The 14,031-nt window shown below is 70.5% G+C and carries 15 protein-coding genes; 3 read left to right on the forward strand and 12 right to left on the reverse strand.

What is annotated here, in order from left to right:
- Nucleotides 1-113: 113 nt before the first annotated feature.
- The 8 genes from ACIOC1_RS27055 to ACIOC1_RS27090 form a co-directional block, all read right to left on the reverse strand.
- A complete protein-coding gene (locus tag ACIOC1_RS27055) occupies nt 114-455 on the reverse strand; it encodes a metal-sulfur cluster assembly factor (RefSeq protein ID WP_188284432.1) in 342 nt (113 codons plus the stop codon).
- A complete protein-coding gene (sufU, locus tag ACIOC1_RS27060) occupies nt 452-934 on the reverse strand; it encodes a Fe-S cluster assembly sulfur transfer protein SufU (RefSeq protein ID WP_188284431.1) in 483 nt (160 codons plus the stop codon). The genes ACIOC1_RS27055 and sufU overlap by 4 nt, the downstream gene beginning before the upstream one ends.
- A 10-nt stretch (nt 935-944) precedes the next feature.
- Nucleotides 945-2,192 carry a cysteine desulfurase gene (locus ACIOC1_RS27065; protein WP_355334677.1) on the reverse strand — a complete coding sequence of 416 codons (1,248 nt, stop codon included), beginning with the start codon at nt 2,190-2,192 and terminating at the stop codon, nt 945-947.
- A gap of 26 nt (nt 2,193-2,218) precedes the next feature.
- Nucleotides 2,219-3,013: a Fe-S cluster assembly ATPase SufC gene (gene sufC / locus ACIOC1_RS27070; RefSeq protein ID WP_355333844.1), complete on the reverse strand. Its 795-nt coding sequence runs from the start codon at nt 3,011-3,013 to the stop codon at nt 2,219-2,221.
- Nucleotides 3,014-3,020: 7 nt separating this feature from the next.
- Complete coding sequence (locus tag ACIOC1_RS27075) at nt 3,021-3,359, reverse strand: non-heme iron oxygenase ferredoxin subunit (RefSeq protein ID WP_355333847.1); 339 nt, start codon at nt 3,357-3,359, stop codon at nt 3,021-3,023.
- Nucleotides 3,359-4,525 carry a Fe-S cluster assembly protein SufD gene (gene sufD / locus ACIOC1_RS27080; protein WP_355333849.1) on the reverse strand — a complete coding sequence of 389 codons (1,167 nt, stop codon included), beginning with the start codon at nt 4,523-4,525 and terminating at the stop codon, nt 3,359-3,361. Before sufD ends, ACIOC1_RS27075 begins: the two co-directional genes overlap by 1 nt.
- A 72-nt stretch (nt 4,526-4,597) precedes the next feature.
- Entirely contained in the window at nt 4,598-6,019 is a 1,422-nt protein-coding gene (gene sufB, locus ACIOC1_RS27085; RefSeq protein ID WP_355333852.1) for a Fe-S cluster assembly protein SufB, read from the reverse strand.
- Nucleotides 6,016-6,840: an ArsR family transcriptional regulator gene (locus ACIOC1_RS27090; protein WP_391044106.1), complete on the reverse strand. Its 825-nt coding sequence runs from the start codon at nt 6,838-6,840 to the stop codon at nt 6,016-6,018. Before ACIOC1_RS27090 ends, sufB begins: the two co-directional genes overlap by 4 nt.
- A 200-nt stretch (nt 6,841-7,040) precedes the next feature.
- Here ACIOC1_RS27090 and ACIOC1_RS27095 point away from each other — a divergent pair, with 200 nt between their 5' ends.
- Nucleotides 7,041-7,967, forward strand: a complete 927-nt coding sequence (locus ACIOC1_RS27095; RefSeq protein ID WP_355333858.1) for an ABC transporter ATP-binding protein — start codon at nt 7,041-7,043, stop codon at nt 7,965-7,967.
- Nucleotides 7,968-8,033: 66 nt separating this feature from the next.
- The gene (locus ACIOC1_RS27100) at nt 8,034-8,825 is read left to right on the forward strand and encodes an ABC transporter permease (protein WP_355333860.1); all 792 of its coding nucleotides are present in this window, start codon (nt 8,034-8,036) and stop codon (nt 8,823-8,825) included.
- Between the two features lie 6 nt (nt 8,826-8,831).
- Here ACIOC1_RS27100 and ACIOC1_RS27105 read toward each other — a convergent pair whose 3' ends face one another.
- Entirely contained in the window at nt 8,832-10,142 is a 1,311-nt protein-coding gene (locus ACIOC1_RS27105) for a glycosyl hydrolase family 28-related protein (RefSeq protein ID WP_401856609.1), read from the reverse strand.
- Nucleotides 10,143-10,287: 145 nt separating this feature from the next.
- On the opposite strand from ACIOC1_RS27105, the gene ACIOC1_RS27110 reads away from it, so the two are divergent.
- Entirely contained in the window at nt 10,288-11,283 is a 996-nt protein-coding gene (locus ACIOC1_RS27110; protein ID WP_355333865.1) for a COX15/CtaA family protein, read from the forward strand.
- On the opposite strand, the gene ACIOC1_RS27115 is transcribed toward ACIOC1_RS27110, so the two are convergent.
- From ACIOC1_RS27115 to ACIOC1_RS27125, 3 genes are all read right to left on the reverse strand, one after another.
- A complete protein-coding gene (locus ACIOC1_RS27115) occupies nt 11,260-12,387 on the reverse strand; it encodes an amidohydrolase (RefSeq protein WP_401856610.1) in 1,128 nt (375 codons plus the stop codon). The two genes, ACIOC1_RS27110 and ACIOC1_RS27115, sit on opposite strands and share 24 nt — an antisense overlap.
- 86 nt (nt 12,388-12,473) lie before the next feature.
- On the reverse strand, nt 12,474-12,812 hold the full coding sequence (locus ACIOC1_RS27120; protein WP_355333869.1) for a hypothetical protein: 339 nt from the start codon (nt 12,810-12,812) through the stop codon (nt 12,474-12,476).
- A gap of 52 nt (nt 12,813-12,864) precedes the next feature.
- Nucleotides 12,865-13,812: a heme o synthase gene (locus ACIOC1_RS27125; RefSeq protein ID WP_355334680.1), complete on the reverse strand. Its 948-nt coding sequence runs from the start codon at nt 13,810-13,812 to the stop codon at nt 12,865-12,867.
- Nucleotides 13,813-14,031 lie beyond the last annotated feature (219 nt).

Genomic DNA, 14,031 nt, shown 5'->3' on the forward strand with positions numbered 1-14,031 from the left:
CGCCCGCCCCCGCCCCGCCCCCGGCTGGGGGCGCCCCCGGGGTGCGCCGGGGGGCCCGCCCGATGCCGTGGCGCGGAGCCCTGCGATGCCGAGGCGGAGAGCCCGGAGAGAGATCAGACGTTGAAGCCCAGGGCGCGGAGCTGGTCGCGGCCGTCGTCGGTGATCTTGTCGGGGCCCCACGGGGGCATCCAGACCCAGTTGATCTTGAGGTCGTTGACGATGCCCTCGGTGGCGGAGACGGCCTGTTCCTCGATGACGTCGGTGAGGGGGCAGGCCGCGGAGGTGAGGGTCATGTCGAGGGTGGCGACGTTGGAGTCGTCGACGTGGATGCCGTAGATGAGGCCGAGGTTGACGACGTCGATGCCGAGTTCGGGGTCGACGACGTCGTAGAGGGCCTCGCGGATCTCTTCTTCTGAGGCCGGAGTGGTGCTCAGGCCGTTCGGTACGGGGCTCATGAGGTCTTCCCTTCGGAAGCTTCCGAGGCTTCGGGACCGTCGGCCAGCGCTTGCGCCGTCGCGTCCTTCCACGCCATCCAGCTCAGCAGCGCGCACTTCACACGCGCCGGGTACTTCGAGACACCGGCGAACGCGACCGCGTCCTCCAGCACTTCCTCCATCGCGTCGTCCGGCTCGACCTGGCCCTTGGACTGCATCAGCTCCAGGAAGGTCTCCTGGATCTTCCGCGCCTGGGCCACGTCCTTGCCGACCAGCAGCTCGTTCAGCACCGACGCGCTGGCCTGGCTGATCGAGCAGCCCTGGCCCTCGTACGAGATGTCGCCGATGACGGCGCCGTCCATCCGCACCCGCAGGGTGATCTCGTCCCCGCAGGTGGGATTGACGTGGTGCACCTCCGCCTGGCCGTCCCGCAGGCCGCGCCCGTGGGGGTGCTTGTAGTGGTCCAGGATCACTTCCTGGTACATCGAGTCGAGCTTCACAACACCACCATCACCCGAAGAAGTTCCGTACCTGCTCCAGCCCCTCGACCAGGGTGTCGACCTCGGCCGGGGTGGAGTACAGATAGAACGACGCCCGCGTGGTCGCAGGAATTCCGTACCGCAGGCAGACCGGCCGCGCGCAGTGGTGGCCGACGCGTACGGCGATGCCCTGTTCGTCGAGCACCTGGCCGACGTCGTGCGGGTGGATGTCGCCGAGCGTGAAGGAGATCGCGGCGCCGCGGTCCTCGGCCGTGGTGGGGCCGATGATCCGCAGGTCGGGAACCTCCAGCAGACGGCCCACCGCGTAGTCGGTCAGCGCGTGCTCATGCGCGGCGATCTTGTCCATGCCGATCGCGGTCAGATAGTCCACGGCCGCGCCGAGGCCGACGGCCTGGGCGATCGGGGGCGTACCGGCCTCGAACTTGTGCGGCGCGGGCGCGTACGTCGAGGAGTGCATGGAGACGGTCTCGATCATCTCGCCGCCGCCGAGGAACGGCGGCAGATCCTCGAGCAGCTCCTGGCGGCCCCACAGGACGCCGATGCCGGTCGGGCCGAGCATCTTGTGGCCGGTGAAGGCCACGAAGTCCGCGCCGAGCGCCTGCACGTCGAGCACCATGTGCGGCGCGGCCTGCGAGGCGTCGATCAGCACCAGGGCGCCGACGTCCTGGGCGCGGCGCACGATGGCCTCGACCGGGTTGACGGTGCCCAGGATGTTGGAGACCAGCACGAAGGAGACGATCTTCGTCTTCTCGGTGATGATCTGCTCGATGTCCGACAGGTCGAGCCTGCCGTCGTCGGTCAGCCCGAACCACTTCAGCTTCGCGCCGGTGCGCTGCGAGAGCAGCTGCCACGGCACGATGTTGGAGTGGTGCTCCATCTCCGTGATGACGATCTCGGTGTCGCTGTCGACGCGGTACGGCTCGTCGGCCCAGCCGAGCATGTTGGCCACGAGGTTCAGCGACTCGGAGGCGTTCTTGGTGAAGATCACCTCGTCACGGCTGGGCGCGTTGATGAAGGCGGCGATCTTGTCGCGCGCGCCCTCGTACAGCGCGGTGGCCTCCTCGGCGAGCACGTGGACGCCGCGGTGCACATTGGCGTTGTGCCGCTCGTAGTACTCGTTCAGCGCGTCGAGCACCTGGCGCGGCTTCTGCGAGGTCGCCGCGTTGTCCAGGTACACGAGCTTCTTACCGTCGTGGACCAGGCGGTCCAGGACGGGGAAGTCCTTGCGGATCGCTTCGGTGTCCAGGAGGCCCGGCAGCACCCGGCCGACGGACGAGGGGACTGTCACGCGGCGTCCCCCTCGGAGTTCGCTCCGCTGCTCACGGGGCCGCCCTTCACGTAGGACTCGTAGCCCTCTTCCTCCAGCTTGTCCGCCAGCTCGGCGCCGCCGGACTCGGCGATCCGGCCCTGCGCGAAGACATGCACGAAGTCGGGCTTGATGTAGCGCAGGATGCGCGTGTAGTGGGTGATCAGCAGGGTGCCGACCTCGCCGCTCTCGCGGACCCGGTTGACGCCCTCGGAGACGACCCGCAGCGCGTCGACGTCGAGGCCGGAGTCGGTCTCGTCGAGGATCGCGATCTTCGGCTTGAGCAGTTCGAGCTGAAGGATCTCGTGGCGCTTCTTCTCGCCGCCGGAGAAGCCCTCGTTGACATTGCGCTCGGCGAAGGCGGGGTCCATCTGGAGGCGTTCCATCGTCTCGCGGACCTCCTTCACCCAGGTGCGCAGCTTGGGCGCCTCGCCGCGGATCGCGGTGGCCGAGGTGCGCAGGAAGTTGGAGACGGAGACGCCGGGGACCTCGACCGGGTACTGCATGGCGAGGAAGAGACCGGCGCGGGCCCGCTCGTCCACGGTCATCGCCAGCACGTCCTCACCGTCGAGGGTGACGGTGCCGCCGGTGATCGTGTACTTGGGGTGGCCCGCGAGCGAGTACGCCAGGGTGGACTTGCCGGAGCCGTTGGGGCCCATGATGGCGTGGGTCTCACCCTGCTTCACGGTCAGGTCGACGCCGCGCAGGATCTCGCGGGGGCCGTTCTCGGCTTCGACGGTGACGTGCAGGTCGGTGATTTCAAGCGTTGCCATGGGTGCCTCAGGACTCCTGGGTGACGGAGACGAGCACGTCGTCCCCAACGATCTTTACGGGGTATACGGGGACCGGCCGCGTGGCCGGCAGCCCGGACGGCTTGCCGGTGCGCAGGTCGAAACTGGAACCGTGCAGCCAGCACTCGATCTGGCAGTCCTCGACCTCGCCCTCGGAGAGCGAGACGTTCGCGTGCGAGCAGATGTCGTTGATGGCGAACACCTCGCCCGCGGTGCGGACCACGGACACCGGGACGCCGTCCAGCTCGACCCGGCGGGGGGTGTCCTCCTCCAGGTCGCTGGCGGCGCAGGCGCGGACGAATCCGACCGTGCCGTTGTCGACGCTCATCAGACGGACGCCTCCAGCTCGGCGTCGATCTTGGTCATCAGCCGCTCTTCGAGGTCGGCGAGTCCGATCTGCTGGACCAGTTCGCCGAAGAAGCCGCGGACGACCAGGCGGCGGGCCTCGTCGGAGCGGATGCCGCGGGACTGGAGGTAGAAGAGCTGCTCGTCGTCGAAGCGGCCGGTCGCCGAGGCGTGGCCGGCGCCGACGATCTCGCCGGTCTCGATCTCCAGGTTGGGGACCGAGTCGACCCGCGCGCCGTCGGTGAGCACCAGGTTGCGGTTGAGCTCGTAGGTGTCGGTGCCCTCGGCCTCCGCCCTGATGAGCACGTCGCCGATCCACACCGCGTGCGCGTCCTGCCCCTGGAGCGCGCCCTTGTACGTGACGTTGCTGCGGCAGTGCGGGGTGTCGTGGTCGATGAAGAGCCGGTGCTCCTGGTGCTGGCCCTCGTCGGTGAAGTACAGGCCGAACAGCTCGGCCTCGCCGCCGGGGGCGCCGTAGATCACCCGCGGGTGCAGCCGGACCAGGTCGCCGCCGAAGGTGACGACCACCGACTTGAAGGTGGCGTCACGGCCGACCAGCGCGGTGTGCTGGGCGACGTGCACGGCGGTGTCGTCCCAGTCCTGGATCGAGACGACGGTGACCTTGGCGCCGTCGCCGACCAGGACCTCCACGTTGGCGGCGAAGGTGCCGTCACCGGTGTGGTCGATGACGACCACGGCCTCGGCGAAGGCGCCGACCTCGATCACCTGGTGGCCGTAGACCGTGCCGCCCTCGCCGTGGACGGCGATCCGGACCGGCTCGGTGAGGACGGTGTCCTTGGGGATCGAGACGACCGAGGCCTTCTCGAAGGCGCTGAACGCCTGGGCGGTGACGCGGTCGGCGGGCTTGCCCGCCTTGCCGACGCGGGCGTCGGTGCGGTCCACGGTCTCCACGGTGACGCCCTCGGGCGCGGTCACCTCGACCCGGAGGGCGCCGGTGGCCTCGGCGGTGCCGTCGTGCAGGCCGCGCAGCCGCTCCAGCGGAGTGAAGCGCCACTCCTCCTCGCGGCCGTGCGGCACCGGGAAGTCGGCCACGTCGTACGACGGGGCCGCGCTGACCCGGGCGTCGGCGGGATGGCCCACCGTGATGGCACCGTCCGTGGTGCTGCCCGCAGGGGTGTTGTCAGCCATGGCTGTGCTGGTGCTCGCTTTCTGCCTTATTGTGTCCGGCCGGGGGGATGGTGGACGAGGAAGCCGGCGCGGTCAGCCGACCGAGCCTTCCATCTGGAGCTCGATCAGCCGGTTCAGCTCCAGGGCGTACTCCATGGGGAGTTCCTTGGCGATCGGCTCGACGAAGCCGCGCACGATCATCGCCATGGCCTCGAACTCGGTCATGCCGCGGCTCATCAGGTAGAAGAGCTGGTCGTCGGAGACCTTGGAGACGGTCGCCTCGTGACCCATCGACACGTCGTCCTCGCGGACGTCGACGTAGGGGTACGTGTCCGAGCGCGAGATGGTGTCGATCAGCAGCGCGTCGCACAGCACGTTGGACTTGGCGCCCGACGAGCCCTCGCCGATCTCGATCAGACCGCGGTAGGACGTCCGGCCGCCGCCGCGGGCCACCGACTTGGAGACGATGTTGGACGACGTGTTCGGCGCCATGTGCACCATCTTCGCGCCCGCGTCCTGGTGCTGGCCCTCGCCCGCGAAGGCGATGGACAGCGTCTCGCCCTTGGCGTGCTCGCCCATCAGGTAGACGGCCGGGTACTTCATGGTCACCTTGGAGCCGATGTTGCCGTCGACCCACTCCATCGTGGCGCCCTCGTAGGCGACCGCGCGCTTGGTGACCAGGTTGTACACGTTGTTCGACCAGTTCTGGATGGTCGTGTAACGGCAGCGGCCACCCTTCTTCACGATGATCTCGACGACCGCGGAGTGCAGCGAGTCCGACTTGTAGATCGGCGCGGTGCAGCCCTCGACGTAGTGGACGTACGCGTCCTCGTCGACGATGATCAGCGTCCGCTCGAACTGGCCCATGTTCTCGGTGTTGATCCGGAAGTAGGCCTGGAGCGGGATGTCGACGTGCACGCCCTTCGGCACGTAGATGAAGGAGCCGCCGGACCACACCGCGGTGTTCAGCGAGGCGAACTTGTTGTCGCCCGCCGGGATGACCGTGCCGTAGTACTCCTGGAACAGCTCCGGGTGCTGCTTGAGCGCGGTGTCGGTGTCGAGGAAGATGACGCCCTGCTCCTCCAGGTCCTCACGGATCTGGTGGTAGACGACCTCGGACTCGTACTGCGCGGCGACACCGGCGACCAGCCGCTGCTTCTCGGCCTCGGGGATGCCGAGCTTGTCGTAGGTGTTCTTGATGTCCTCGGGCAGGTCCTCCCAGGACTCCGCCTGCTTCTCCGTGGACCGCACGAAGTACTTGATGTTGTCGAAGTCGATGCCCGACAGATCCGAGCCCCAGGTGGGCATGGGCTTCTTGCCGAAGAGCTTGAGGCCCTTCAGCCGCATCTTCAGCATCCACTCGGGCTCGGACTTCTTCTGCGAGATGTCACGGACGACGGCCTCGGACAGGCCGCGCTTGGCCGCGGCGCCGGCCACGTCCGAGTCGGCCCAGCCGTACTCGTACGTACCGATGCCCTCGAGCTCCGGGTGAGTGGTCTCCGTGGGAGCAGTCATGCGGGGTTCCTCCCGGACGTGCTGGCAGATGCTGTGGGATCTTCGGGTGCGTTCTGGGGTGGGTCCGACGGGGTCCCCGGTGGTGTGTCAGGTGGGGCTCCCGACGGGATGGTGCTCGCGTGGTTGACCTGCGGGATGAACGTGGTGCACACCCCGTCGCCGTGGGCGATGGTGGCCAGCCGCTGGACATGCGTCCCGAGCAGGCGGGAGAAGACCTCGGCCTCCGCCTCGCAGAGCTGCGGGAACTGCTCGGCGGTGTGGGCCACCGGGCAGTGGTGCTGGCAAAGCTGCTCCCCGGCGGGGCCGGGGGCGCTTCGAGCCGTAGCAGCGTACCCGTCCGCGGACAGCGCCTGGGCCAGCGCGCGTGCGCGGTCCTCGGGCGCCGCCGCCTCGACGATGGGGCGGTACCGCTCGGCCTGGTCGGCCACCCGGGCGCGGGCGAAGGCCGACACCGCGGCCTCGCCGCTCTCGCCGCCGCCCGCGGACCTGGCGATCCAGTGCAGGGCGTCGGCGGCGAGCTGGTCGTACGCCTGGTCGAACGCGTCACGACCACAGTCGGTGAGCGCGAAGACCTTGGCGGGCCTGCCGCGGCCACGGTGGCCGTAGACCCGCTGGTCACGCGGCTCCACGACATTGTCCGCGTGCAGTGCGTCCAGATGGCGGCGGACGGCGGCCTGCGTGAGGCCGAGCCGTTCCGCCAGGTCGGCCGCGGTGGAAGGTCCGTGGTCCAGGATGGACCGGGCGACCCGGTTGCGGGTGCGCCGCTCCCCGGTCGTCTGCTCCTCCGCCGCCCTCCGGGCAGCACTGGTCCCGTATTCCACAACACCATTGTTGCGTAATTCCTCAGGAGCAGGCAAGCCGCGCCGGTCGCGATCACGGTGGGCTGCGTCACTTAGGGTTACCTAACCAGGGACGGTACGAGGCCGCGTACGGGCGGTACGAGGCCGCCGCGGAGGAGAGCGGGGAGCGGCTTCCCGGGACCCGGGCACGGCCGGTCCTGCGCCGTCCCTAGACTCACAGCATGCGAAACGAGCCCGCGGTCGAGGTGACCGGTCTGGTCAAACGGTACGGGACAAGGACCGCGGTGGACGGCCTCGACCTGACCGTGGCCCGCGGCGGCGTCACAGCGGTGCTCGGCCCCAACGGCGCGGGCAAGACCACCACCGTCGAGGTCTGCGAGGGCTACCGGCGGCCGGACGGCGGCACCGTACGGGTCCTCGGTCTCGACCCGGCCGCGCGCGGCGCGCAACTGCGGCCCCGGATCGGCGTGATGCTCCAGTCCGGCGGTGTGTACCCCGGCGCGCGCGCCGAGGAGATGCTGCGGCACACCGCGACCCTGCACGCCGACCCCGTCGACCCGGCGCTGCTGATCGAACGGCTGGGTCTGGAGTCCTGCGGTCGCACCACCTACCGCCGGCTGTCCGGCGGCCAGCAGCAGCGCCTCGCGCTCGCCATGGCCGTCGTCGGCCGCCCCGAACTGGTCTTCCTCGACGAGCCCACCGCCGGTCTCGACCCGCAGGCCAGGCACGCGACCTGGGATCTGGTGCGGGAGCTGCGCGCGGACGGCGTCACGATCGTGCTCACCACCCATTTCATGGACGAGGCCGAGCAGTTGGCCGACCAGGTGGTGATCATCGACGGCGGCCGGGCCATCGCCCGCGGCACCCCGGACGAGCTGTGCCGCGGCGGCGCGGAGAACACGCTGCGCTTCTCGGGACGCCCCGGGCTCGACCTGGTCTCGCTGCTCAACGCGCTGCCCGCCGACACCGCCGCGGCGGAACTGACCCCGGGCAACTACCGCATCGAGGGCAAGGTCGACCCCCAACTGCTGGCCACCGTCACCTCCTGGTGCGCCCAGCACGGCGTCCTCCCCGACCGCCTCTCGGTCGAGCGCCGCACCCTGGAGGACGTCTTCTTGGAGCTGACCGGCAAGGAGCTGCGCGGATGAGGAACCTGGCGGGCATGAAGGAGCTGCGCGGATGAGGAACCTCGCGGGCATGAAGGAGCTGCGCGGATGAGCGCCGAAGTGAGCGCCCCGACCGGTACCGGCGTCTTCGCCCCCGCCCCCGGAGCCGCGCCGCTCCCCCGGATGATCCGGGCCCAGGCGGCGCTGGAGACCAGGATGCTGCTGCGCAACGGCGAGCAACTGCTGCTCACCGTGATCATCCCGGCGCTGCTGCTGGTGCTGTTCAGCGCCGTCGACATCGTGGACACCGGGGCGGGCAAGTCGGTGGACTTCCTGGCCCCCGGCATCCTCGCGCTCGCGGTGCTGTCCACCGCGTTCACCGGCCAGGCCATCGCCACCGGCTTCGAGCGGCGTTACGGCGTGCTCAAGCGCCTCGGCGCCTCGCCGCTGCCGCGCTGGGCGCTGATGACGGCGAAGACCTGCTCGGTGCTGGTCACCGAGGCGTTGCAGATCGCGCTGCTGGTGGTGATCGCCTTCGCGCTGGGCTGGTCGCCGCACGGCAACCCCTTCGCCGTCGTGCTGCTGCTCCTGCTCGGCACCGCCGCCTTCTCCGGGCTCGGGCTGCTGATGGCGGGCACGCTGAAGGCCGAGGCGACACTGGCCGCCGCGAATCTGGTCTTCATCCTGCTGCTGGTCGCGGGCGGCGTGATCGTGCCGCTGAGCAAGTTCTCCGGCGGCGTCCAGTCGGTCCTGAGGCTGCTGCCGATCTCGGCGCTGTCCGACGGGCTGCGGGACGTGCTCCAGCACGGCGCCTCGATGCCCTGGGGCGACCTGGGCATCCTCGCCGTCTGGGCGGTCGTCGGGCTGGCCCTGGCGGCCCGCTTCTTCCGCTGGGAGTAGCCGCCCTCACCCGCCCGCGGCCGGGATGCAGTCGGTGAACCGTACGAAGTCCCGGCCCTGCCCCTCGTCCAGCGCCAGGAACGCGGTCGGCGGGTGCGAGCCGAAGCGGCACATGTCGTAGCGCACGCACACCGGCGGATTGGCGTTCGCCGCCGTACGGAACTGGTGCGCGCCGACGAGCTGGCAGGAGTCGTAGCGGACCAGCGGGCCGTTGGCGCCGATCGTGTAGCGGTGGGCGCGCAGGTCGTCGGAGAAGTCCTTGAAGGCGTGCGCAGTGTCGTCGCAGTCGTTGAAGTGGACGGTGCCGCGGTTCCACGCGCAGTCGATGACGACGACCGAGGGGTCGCGCAGTTCGAAGCGGATGTCCTCGGCGTGGAAGCGCTGGGCGCCGTCGAAGTGCGAGGCGCGCGGGAAGCGGAAGAAGGCGCTCTCGAAGCCGTAGTCGGGGTGCGGGGTGGGGCGGCGCCCGGTGACGATGTAGCTGCCCGCGCGGCAGGTGACGGACCCGCCGTAGGGGAACTCCAGGAAGTTGCCCCACTCGTAGGTGACGTTCATGTCGGTGAACCAGTAGTTGAGGAACTGGTCCTGCTGCTCCAGGTTCTTGGAGTTCAGCGACAGCCCCGAGTAGAGGAACGCCTTGCGGTAGGCGCCGCCGACCCGGCACGCCTCCCAGCGCATCTCGGAGTTGGTGTTGCTGCCGTCGAGCGCGAGCCCGTACTCCCACTCCCCCATCCACTCGCAGTCCGAGAAGCGGTAGTTCGCGGCGCCGCCGGTCGAGTACGAGTAGAAGAAGGACGCGCCGGGCGTGGCGGAGGTGAAGCGCAGACCCTCGAAGGAGATGTTCTGCCAGGTGTCGATGTTGCGGCACAGGTAGGCGTCCGACGCGTTCGGCGGGTCGAAGACGATGTCGCTGATCCGCAGCCCCGCGCCCCGGAACCGCAGCCCGTTGACCTGCCGGGTGGGCTTGTTGGCGTCGATGAAGGCGTACGGCTTGGTGATCCGGAACACACCGGGCGGCACGTCGATGACGGTACGGCCGGTGCCGCCGTCCGCGCGCGACTCGGCGTAGGCGTACGCGGCGGCGAAGGCGGCGCTGTCGTCGGTGTGGCCGTCGCCCTTGGCGCCGAAGTCGGCCACGACGTCGACGTATCCGGGGTGGTTCGCGGGCCCCGGGTGCGCGGGGTCCGCGGTGTCGGCCGCCGAGGAGTCCCAGGCGCCGCCCGCGTAGGCGGCGAGGCCCGTCCCCGCGAGGGCGGCTGCCGCGCCTCCGTAGAGCAGGTGCCTGCGGTTGACGGTCTCACGGTGTTCGCCGGTCATACGGCGCCTCCCGTCGTCGGTCCCCGTGCGTGAGCCCCGATGGTAGGGCCGTACCACCGGGTTCGGGTGGTTTCGGGGCGATCGGATCCGGCGCGTACACACCCCTCGTGAAAGCGTGCACAAGCGTGCCGCCTACCATGGGCGCGTGCCGAAGCTTCTCGAACTCGTGCGAAACCCCCTCGCCGCCATCGCAGAGCGGTGGACCCCGTCCCCCGCCACGGTCCGCAGGGCGACCCTGTCCGCGCTGGTCATGTCGGTCGTCATCGTGGTCACCGGCGGTGCGGTACGGCTGACCGGTTCCGGCCTCGGCTGCCCCACCGCGCCCCGCTGCGTGGGCGACAGTTGGGTGCCCACCTCGGCGATGGGCGTACACGGGGCGATTGAGTTCACCAACCGCATGCTGACGTACGTTCTCTGCGCCGCCGTCGGCTGGGCCATCATCGCGGTGCGGTCGCAGAAGCCGTACCGGCGCAGTCTGACCCGGCTCGGCTGGGCGCAGTTCTGGATGGTCGTGGCGAACGCGGTGCTGGGCGCCTTCACCGTGCTCACCGGGCTCAACCCGTACACCGTGTGCGTGCACTTCCTGCTGGCGTTCGTGCTGATCACCATCGCCGTGGTGATGTGGCGGCGGACCGCGGAGGGCGACAGCGCGCCGAGTCCGCTGGTCGGCAAGCCGGTGCAGCAGCTCGGCTGGATTCTGACCTGTGCGACCGGGCTGCTGGTCGCGGTGGGCACCGTCGTGACCGGCGCGGGGCCGCACGCGGGCGACTCCAGCGATGTGCACCGCGTCCCGGTGGACTGGAAGTCGGTGGCGCAACTGCACGCGGATCTCGCGTGGGTGGTGGTCGCGCTGACCGTCGCGCTGTGGTTCGTGCTGCGCGCGGTGGACGCGCCGGTCGGGCCGCGCAACAGCGCCCGCGACCTCTTCCTGGTGCTGATGTCCCAGGGCGTGATCGGCTACGTCCAGTACTTCACCGATCTGCCGGAGGCCGTCGTCGGCCTGCACATGTTCGGCGCGGCCATCGTGTGGATCGCGGTGCTGCGGGTGCTGCTGTCGATGCGCGAGCGGGCCGTCGACGTGCCCGACGCCACCGTGCCGGGGCCCGCGCAGGCCGGGTCAACGCTGAGCGTCGGCGTCTGACCCCTCAGGTCCCGTCCACCGGTCCGCGTCGGCGGCCGGGTCGGGGCGGAAGACCCGGCGCGCGTTCCCGCCGCCGACCAGCGCGCTGACCCTGCGGCCGTCCGCGGCCGACCAGTCGCCGCCGGCCACCCGCTCGCCGACGAACCGGCCGAGCGCCGCGCCGAAGGTCCGCACCCCGGTCACGTACAGCTCGGGCAGCGCCACGGCGCCGCTGGCGTACAGCACCTTCGCGAAGGGCACCCGGTCGAGCACCGCGGCCGGTCCGGCGCCGAGCGCCACATGCACATGCGGGAGTACGGCCGCCAGGTCGGCCGCCGCGCCCTCGTGTCCGGGCCCCGGCAGCAGCACCACCTCGGTGCCCAGGCCCGCGGTGGCCCGCAGGAATCCCCCGGCCGCCGAGGGTCCCGCCCCGCCCGCGCCGTGCCGCAGCGTCAGCGGCACCCCGGTCGCCACCGCGTTCCACAGCAGATGACGCAGGAGTACGGGGTCGGCGGGGCGCTCGCCGACCGGCCGCCGGGCGAGCCAGTCGGCGGCGGCGTACCGCACGTGCGCGGTGTCCGGCGGTCCGGTGCCCAGCGCCTGGTCGGCGCCCGCGCGGAAGGGTCCGCCGTGCGGGCGGTCGGCGCAGGAGAAGCCGACCGTGTCGAGCGCGGCGGTGTGCACGGCCTCGGCGAGGTTGGCCAGGAAGCCGTCGACCGTGCCCGAGGTGTCGGCGACCTGCTGGGCCAGCGGTTCGAGGCGGACGATTTCGTGGGCCGCCGCGCCGCCCGCCGCGCCCAGCTCCTTGGGCGATGTGAGGTCGCCGGGCTCCCCGGTGTCGACGAGATACGCCTCGATGCCGGTGGCGCGCAGCAGCAGCCGGGTCGCCTCGTACGCGCCCAGCTCGCGGCGGCGGGCCAGGTAGCGGGCCGGGGAGCAGTGCGGTTCGAGGCCGAGCAGCGGCGCGCACCAGCGGCGCACCGCGAAGCCGGTGGGGCTGTCGAAGAGGGTGGTGTGCGGCGCGGCGACGCCGGGCAGCCGCGCCTCGAACGCGCCGAGGCCGAGGTCGCCGGGGAGCACGCCGTGGCAGTACGCGTCCACGAGGTGTGTCAGGTCCCCGGTCATCCGCCCGCTCCCTCGCCGTCGTTCCCGGTCTCCCGGCCTCCTGGCTTAACGGACGAGGGCGCCGTCAGGTGTGGGCGCGGCGGCGGTCAGGTGTTGGCCGGGCCGCCGATCTGCATCCCGGCCATCCGGGTCCACTCGTACGGGCCGGTGCGGACCCGGCCCGCGAACTCCCCGTCGAAGTCCTCGTGGACGGTGACGCCCGCGTCGGCGACGGCCGCCCGCGCCATGGCGTACGTCGGTGCGACGAGGTCGCCCCAGGCGCCGTCCGGCGCGACGAGCACGATGCGCGCGCCGCGCTCACCGATGTACGCGATGTTCGCCTCGGCGGCGCCGCCGTGCTTCTTGCCGAAGGCGTCGATCTGCCGGACGAGCCGGGCGGTGCGTCGCGCCTCGCGCGGGTTCTCCTGAACCGTGTCATCAGCCATACCGCTGATGCTACTTCCCGGTAACCGCCGAGGGCACCCCGCCGGAGGGGACTCAGTGCAGGAAGGGGTCGACCGCCACCGCGACGAACAGCAGGGTCGCGTAGGTGATGGACCAGTGGAAGAGCCGCATCTCCTTGAGCTTCGCGCCGGTGACGCCCGCCTTGGCGCGGGCGTGCAGGCCGTGCGCCTCCTTGAGCCAGAACGCGCCGAGTACGGCCGCGACCACCGGGTAGAACCAGGAGGTCTCGCCCAGCGGCCACCACAGTGCCAGGGAGGTGATCACCATCACCCAGCTGTAGAGGACGATCTGCCGGGCCACGACCTGGTTGCCCGCGACGACCGGCAGCATCGGGACGCCGACCCGCTCGTAGTCGTCCTTGACCTTCATCGACAGCGGCCAGTAGTGCGGCGGCGTCCAGAAGAAGAGGACGAGGAAGAGGACGAAGGGCGCCCAGGCCAGCTCGTCGCGCACGGCGGACCAGCCGATGAAGACCTGGAGACAGCCCGCGACCCCGCCCCAGACGATGTTCTGCGCGGTACGCCGTTTGAGACCGAGGGTGTAGACGAAGACGTAATAGAGGATGGCCGTCAGCGACAGCCCGGCGGACAGCGGATTGACCAGCGTCCAGAACCAGACCGTCGAGACGACGGAGAGCGTGATGCCGAAGACGAGTCCTTCGCGCGGCGACACCAGACCGGTCACCAGCGGACGCTGCTCCGTACGGTGCATCAGCGCGTCGATGTCGCGGTCGATGTACATGTTCAGCGCGTTCGCACCGCCGGCCGACAGATAGCCGCCGACCACCGTGGCGATCACGAGCCACAGATCGGGCACCCCGCCGGCGGCGAGGAACATCACCGGAACCGTCGTGATGAGCAGTAGTTCGATGATCCGCGGCTTGGTCAGCGCCACGAAGCCCATCACACGGGCTCCGAACGGGCGGTGACCGGAGGAGCCCGTCCCGATGACCCCAGCGGGTCGGGATTCGACGGCCGTCACGAACACCCCAAGAGAAGAGATGAAGTCCAGCAAGTCCGGTCACCTGCGGAGGCGCGGGACCCGGTGAGACTTGCGCGTACCACGCCACTCTAGACGCAGGGAATACTCCGTCCGCTTTTGGGGGGTGGAGAGTGTCGCTCGACCCGGTTCACCAGGCGTTCACCGCGTTCAGGAGGCGAAGACCGGCGTACCGGGGCAGGATCGAAAAGGTGAGCGCCT

This window comes from Streptomyces sp. NPDC088197 (genome assembly GCF_044741185.1).
In the GTDB taxonomy this organism is placed as follows: domain Bacteria; phylum Actinomycetota; class Actinomycetes; order Streptomycetales; family Streptomycetaceae; genus Actinacidiphila.

What these genes read in the sequence shown, in the direction of transcription:
- ACIOC1_RS27075 (WP_355333847.1), bottom strand. Translation starts at nt 3,359, where the DNA reads ATGAGCGTCGACAACGGCACGGTCGGATTCGTCCGCGCCTGCGCCGCC.
- ACIOC1_RS27115 (WP_401856610.1), bottom strand. Translation starts at nt 12,387, where the DNA reads ATGACCGGGGACCTGACACACCTCGTGGACGCGTACTGCCACGGCGTG.
- ACIOC1_RS27095 (WP_355333858.1), top strand. Translation starts at nt 7,041, where the DNA reads ATGCGAAACGAGCCCGCGGTCGAGGTGACCGGTCTGGTCAAACGGTAC.
- sufD (WP_355333849.1), bottom strand. Translation starts at nt 4,525, where the DNA reads ATGGCTGACAACACCCCTGCGGGCAGCACCACGGACGGTGCCATCACG.
- ACIOC1_RS27100 (WP_355333860.1), top strand. Translation starts at nt 8,034, where the DNA reads ATGAGCGCCGAAGTGAGCGCCCCGACCGGTACCGGCGTCTTCGCCCCC.
- ACIOC1_RS27105 (WP_401856609.1), bottom strand. Translation starts at nt 10,142, where the DNA reads ATGACCGGCGAACACCGTGAGACCGTCAACCGCAGGCACCTGCTCTAC.
- sufC (WP_355333844.1), bottom strand. Translation starts at nt 3,013, where the DNA reads ATGGCAACGCTTGAAATCACCGACCTGCACGTCACCGTCGAAGCCGAG.
- ACIOC1_RS27055 (WP_188284432.1), bottom strand. Translation starts at nt 455, where the DNA reads ATGAGCCCCGTACCGAACGGCCTGAGCACCACTCCGGCCTCAGAAGAA.
- sufB (WP_355333852.1), bottom strand. Translation starts at nt 6,019, where the DNA reads ATGACTGCTCCCACGGAGACCACTCACCCGGAGCTCGAGGGCATCGGT.
- ACIOC1_RS27120 (WP_355333869.1), bottom strand. Translation starts at nt 12,812, where the DNA reads ATGGCTGATGACACGGTTCAGGAGAACCCGCGCGAGGCGCGACGCACC.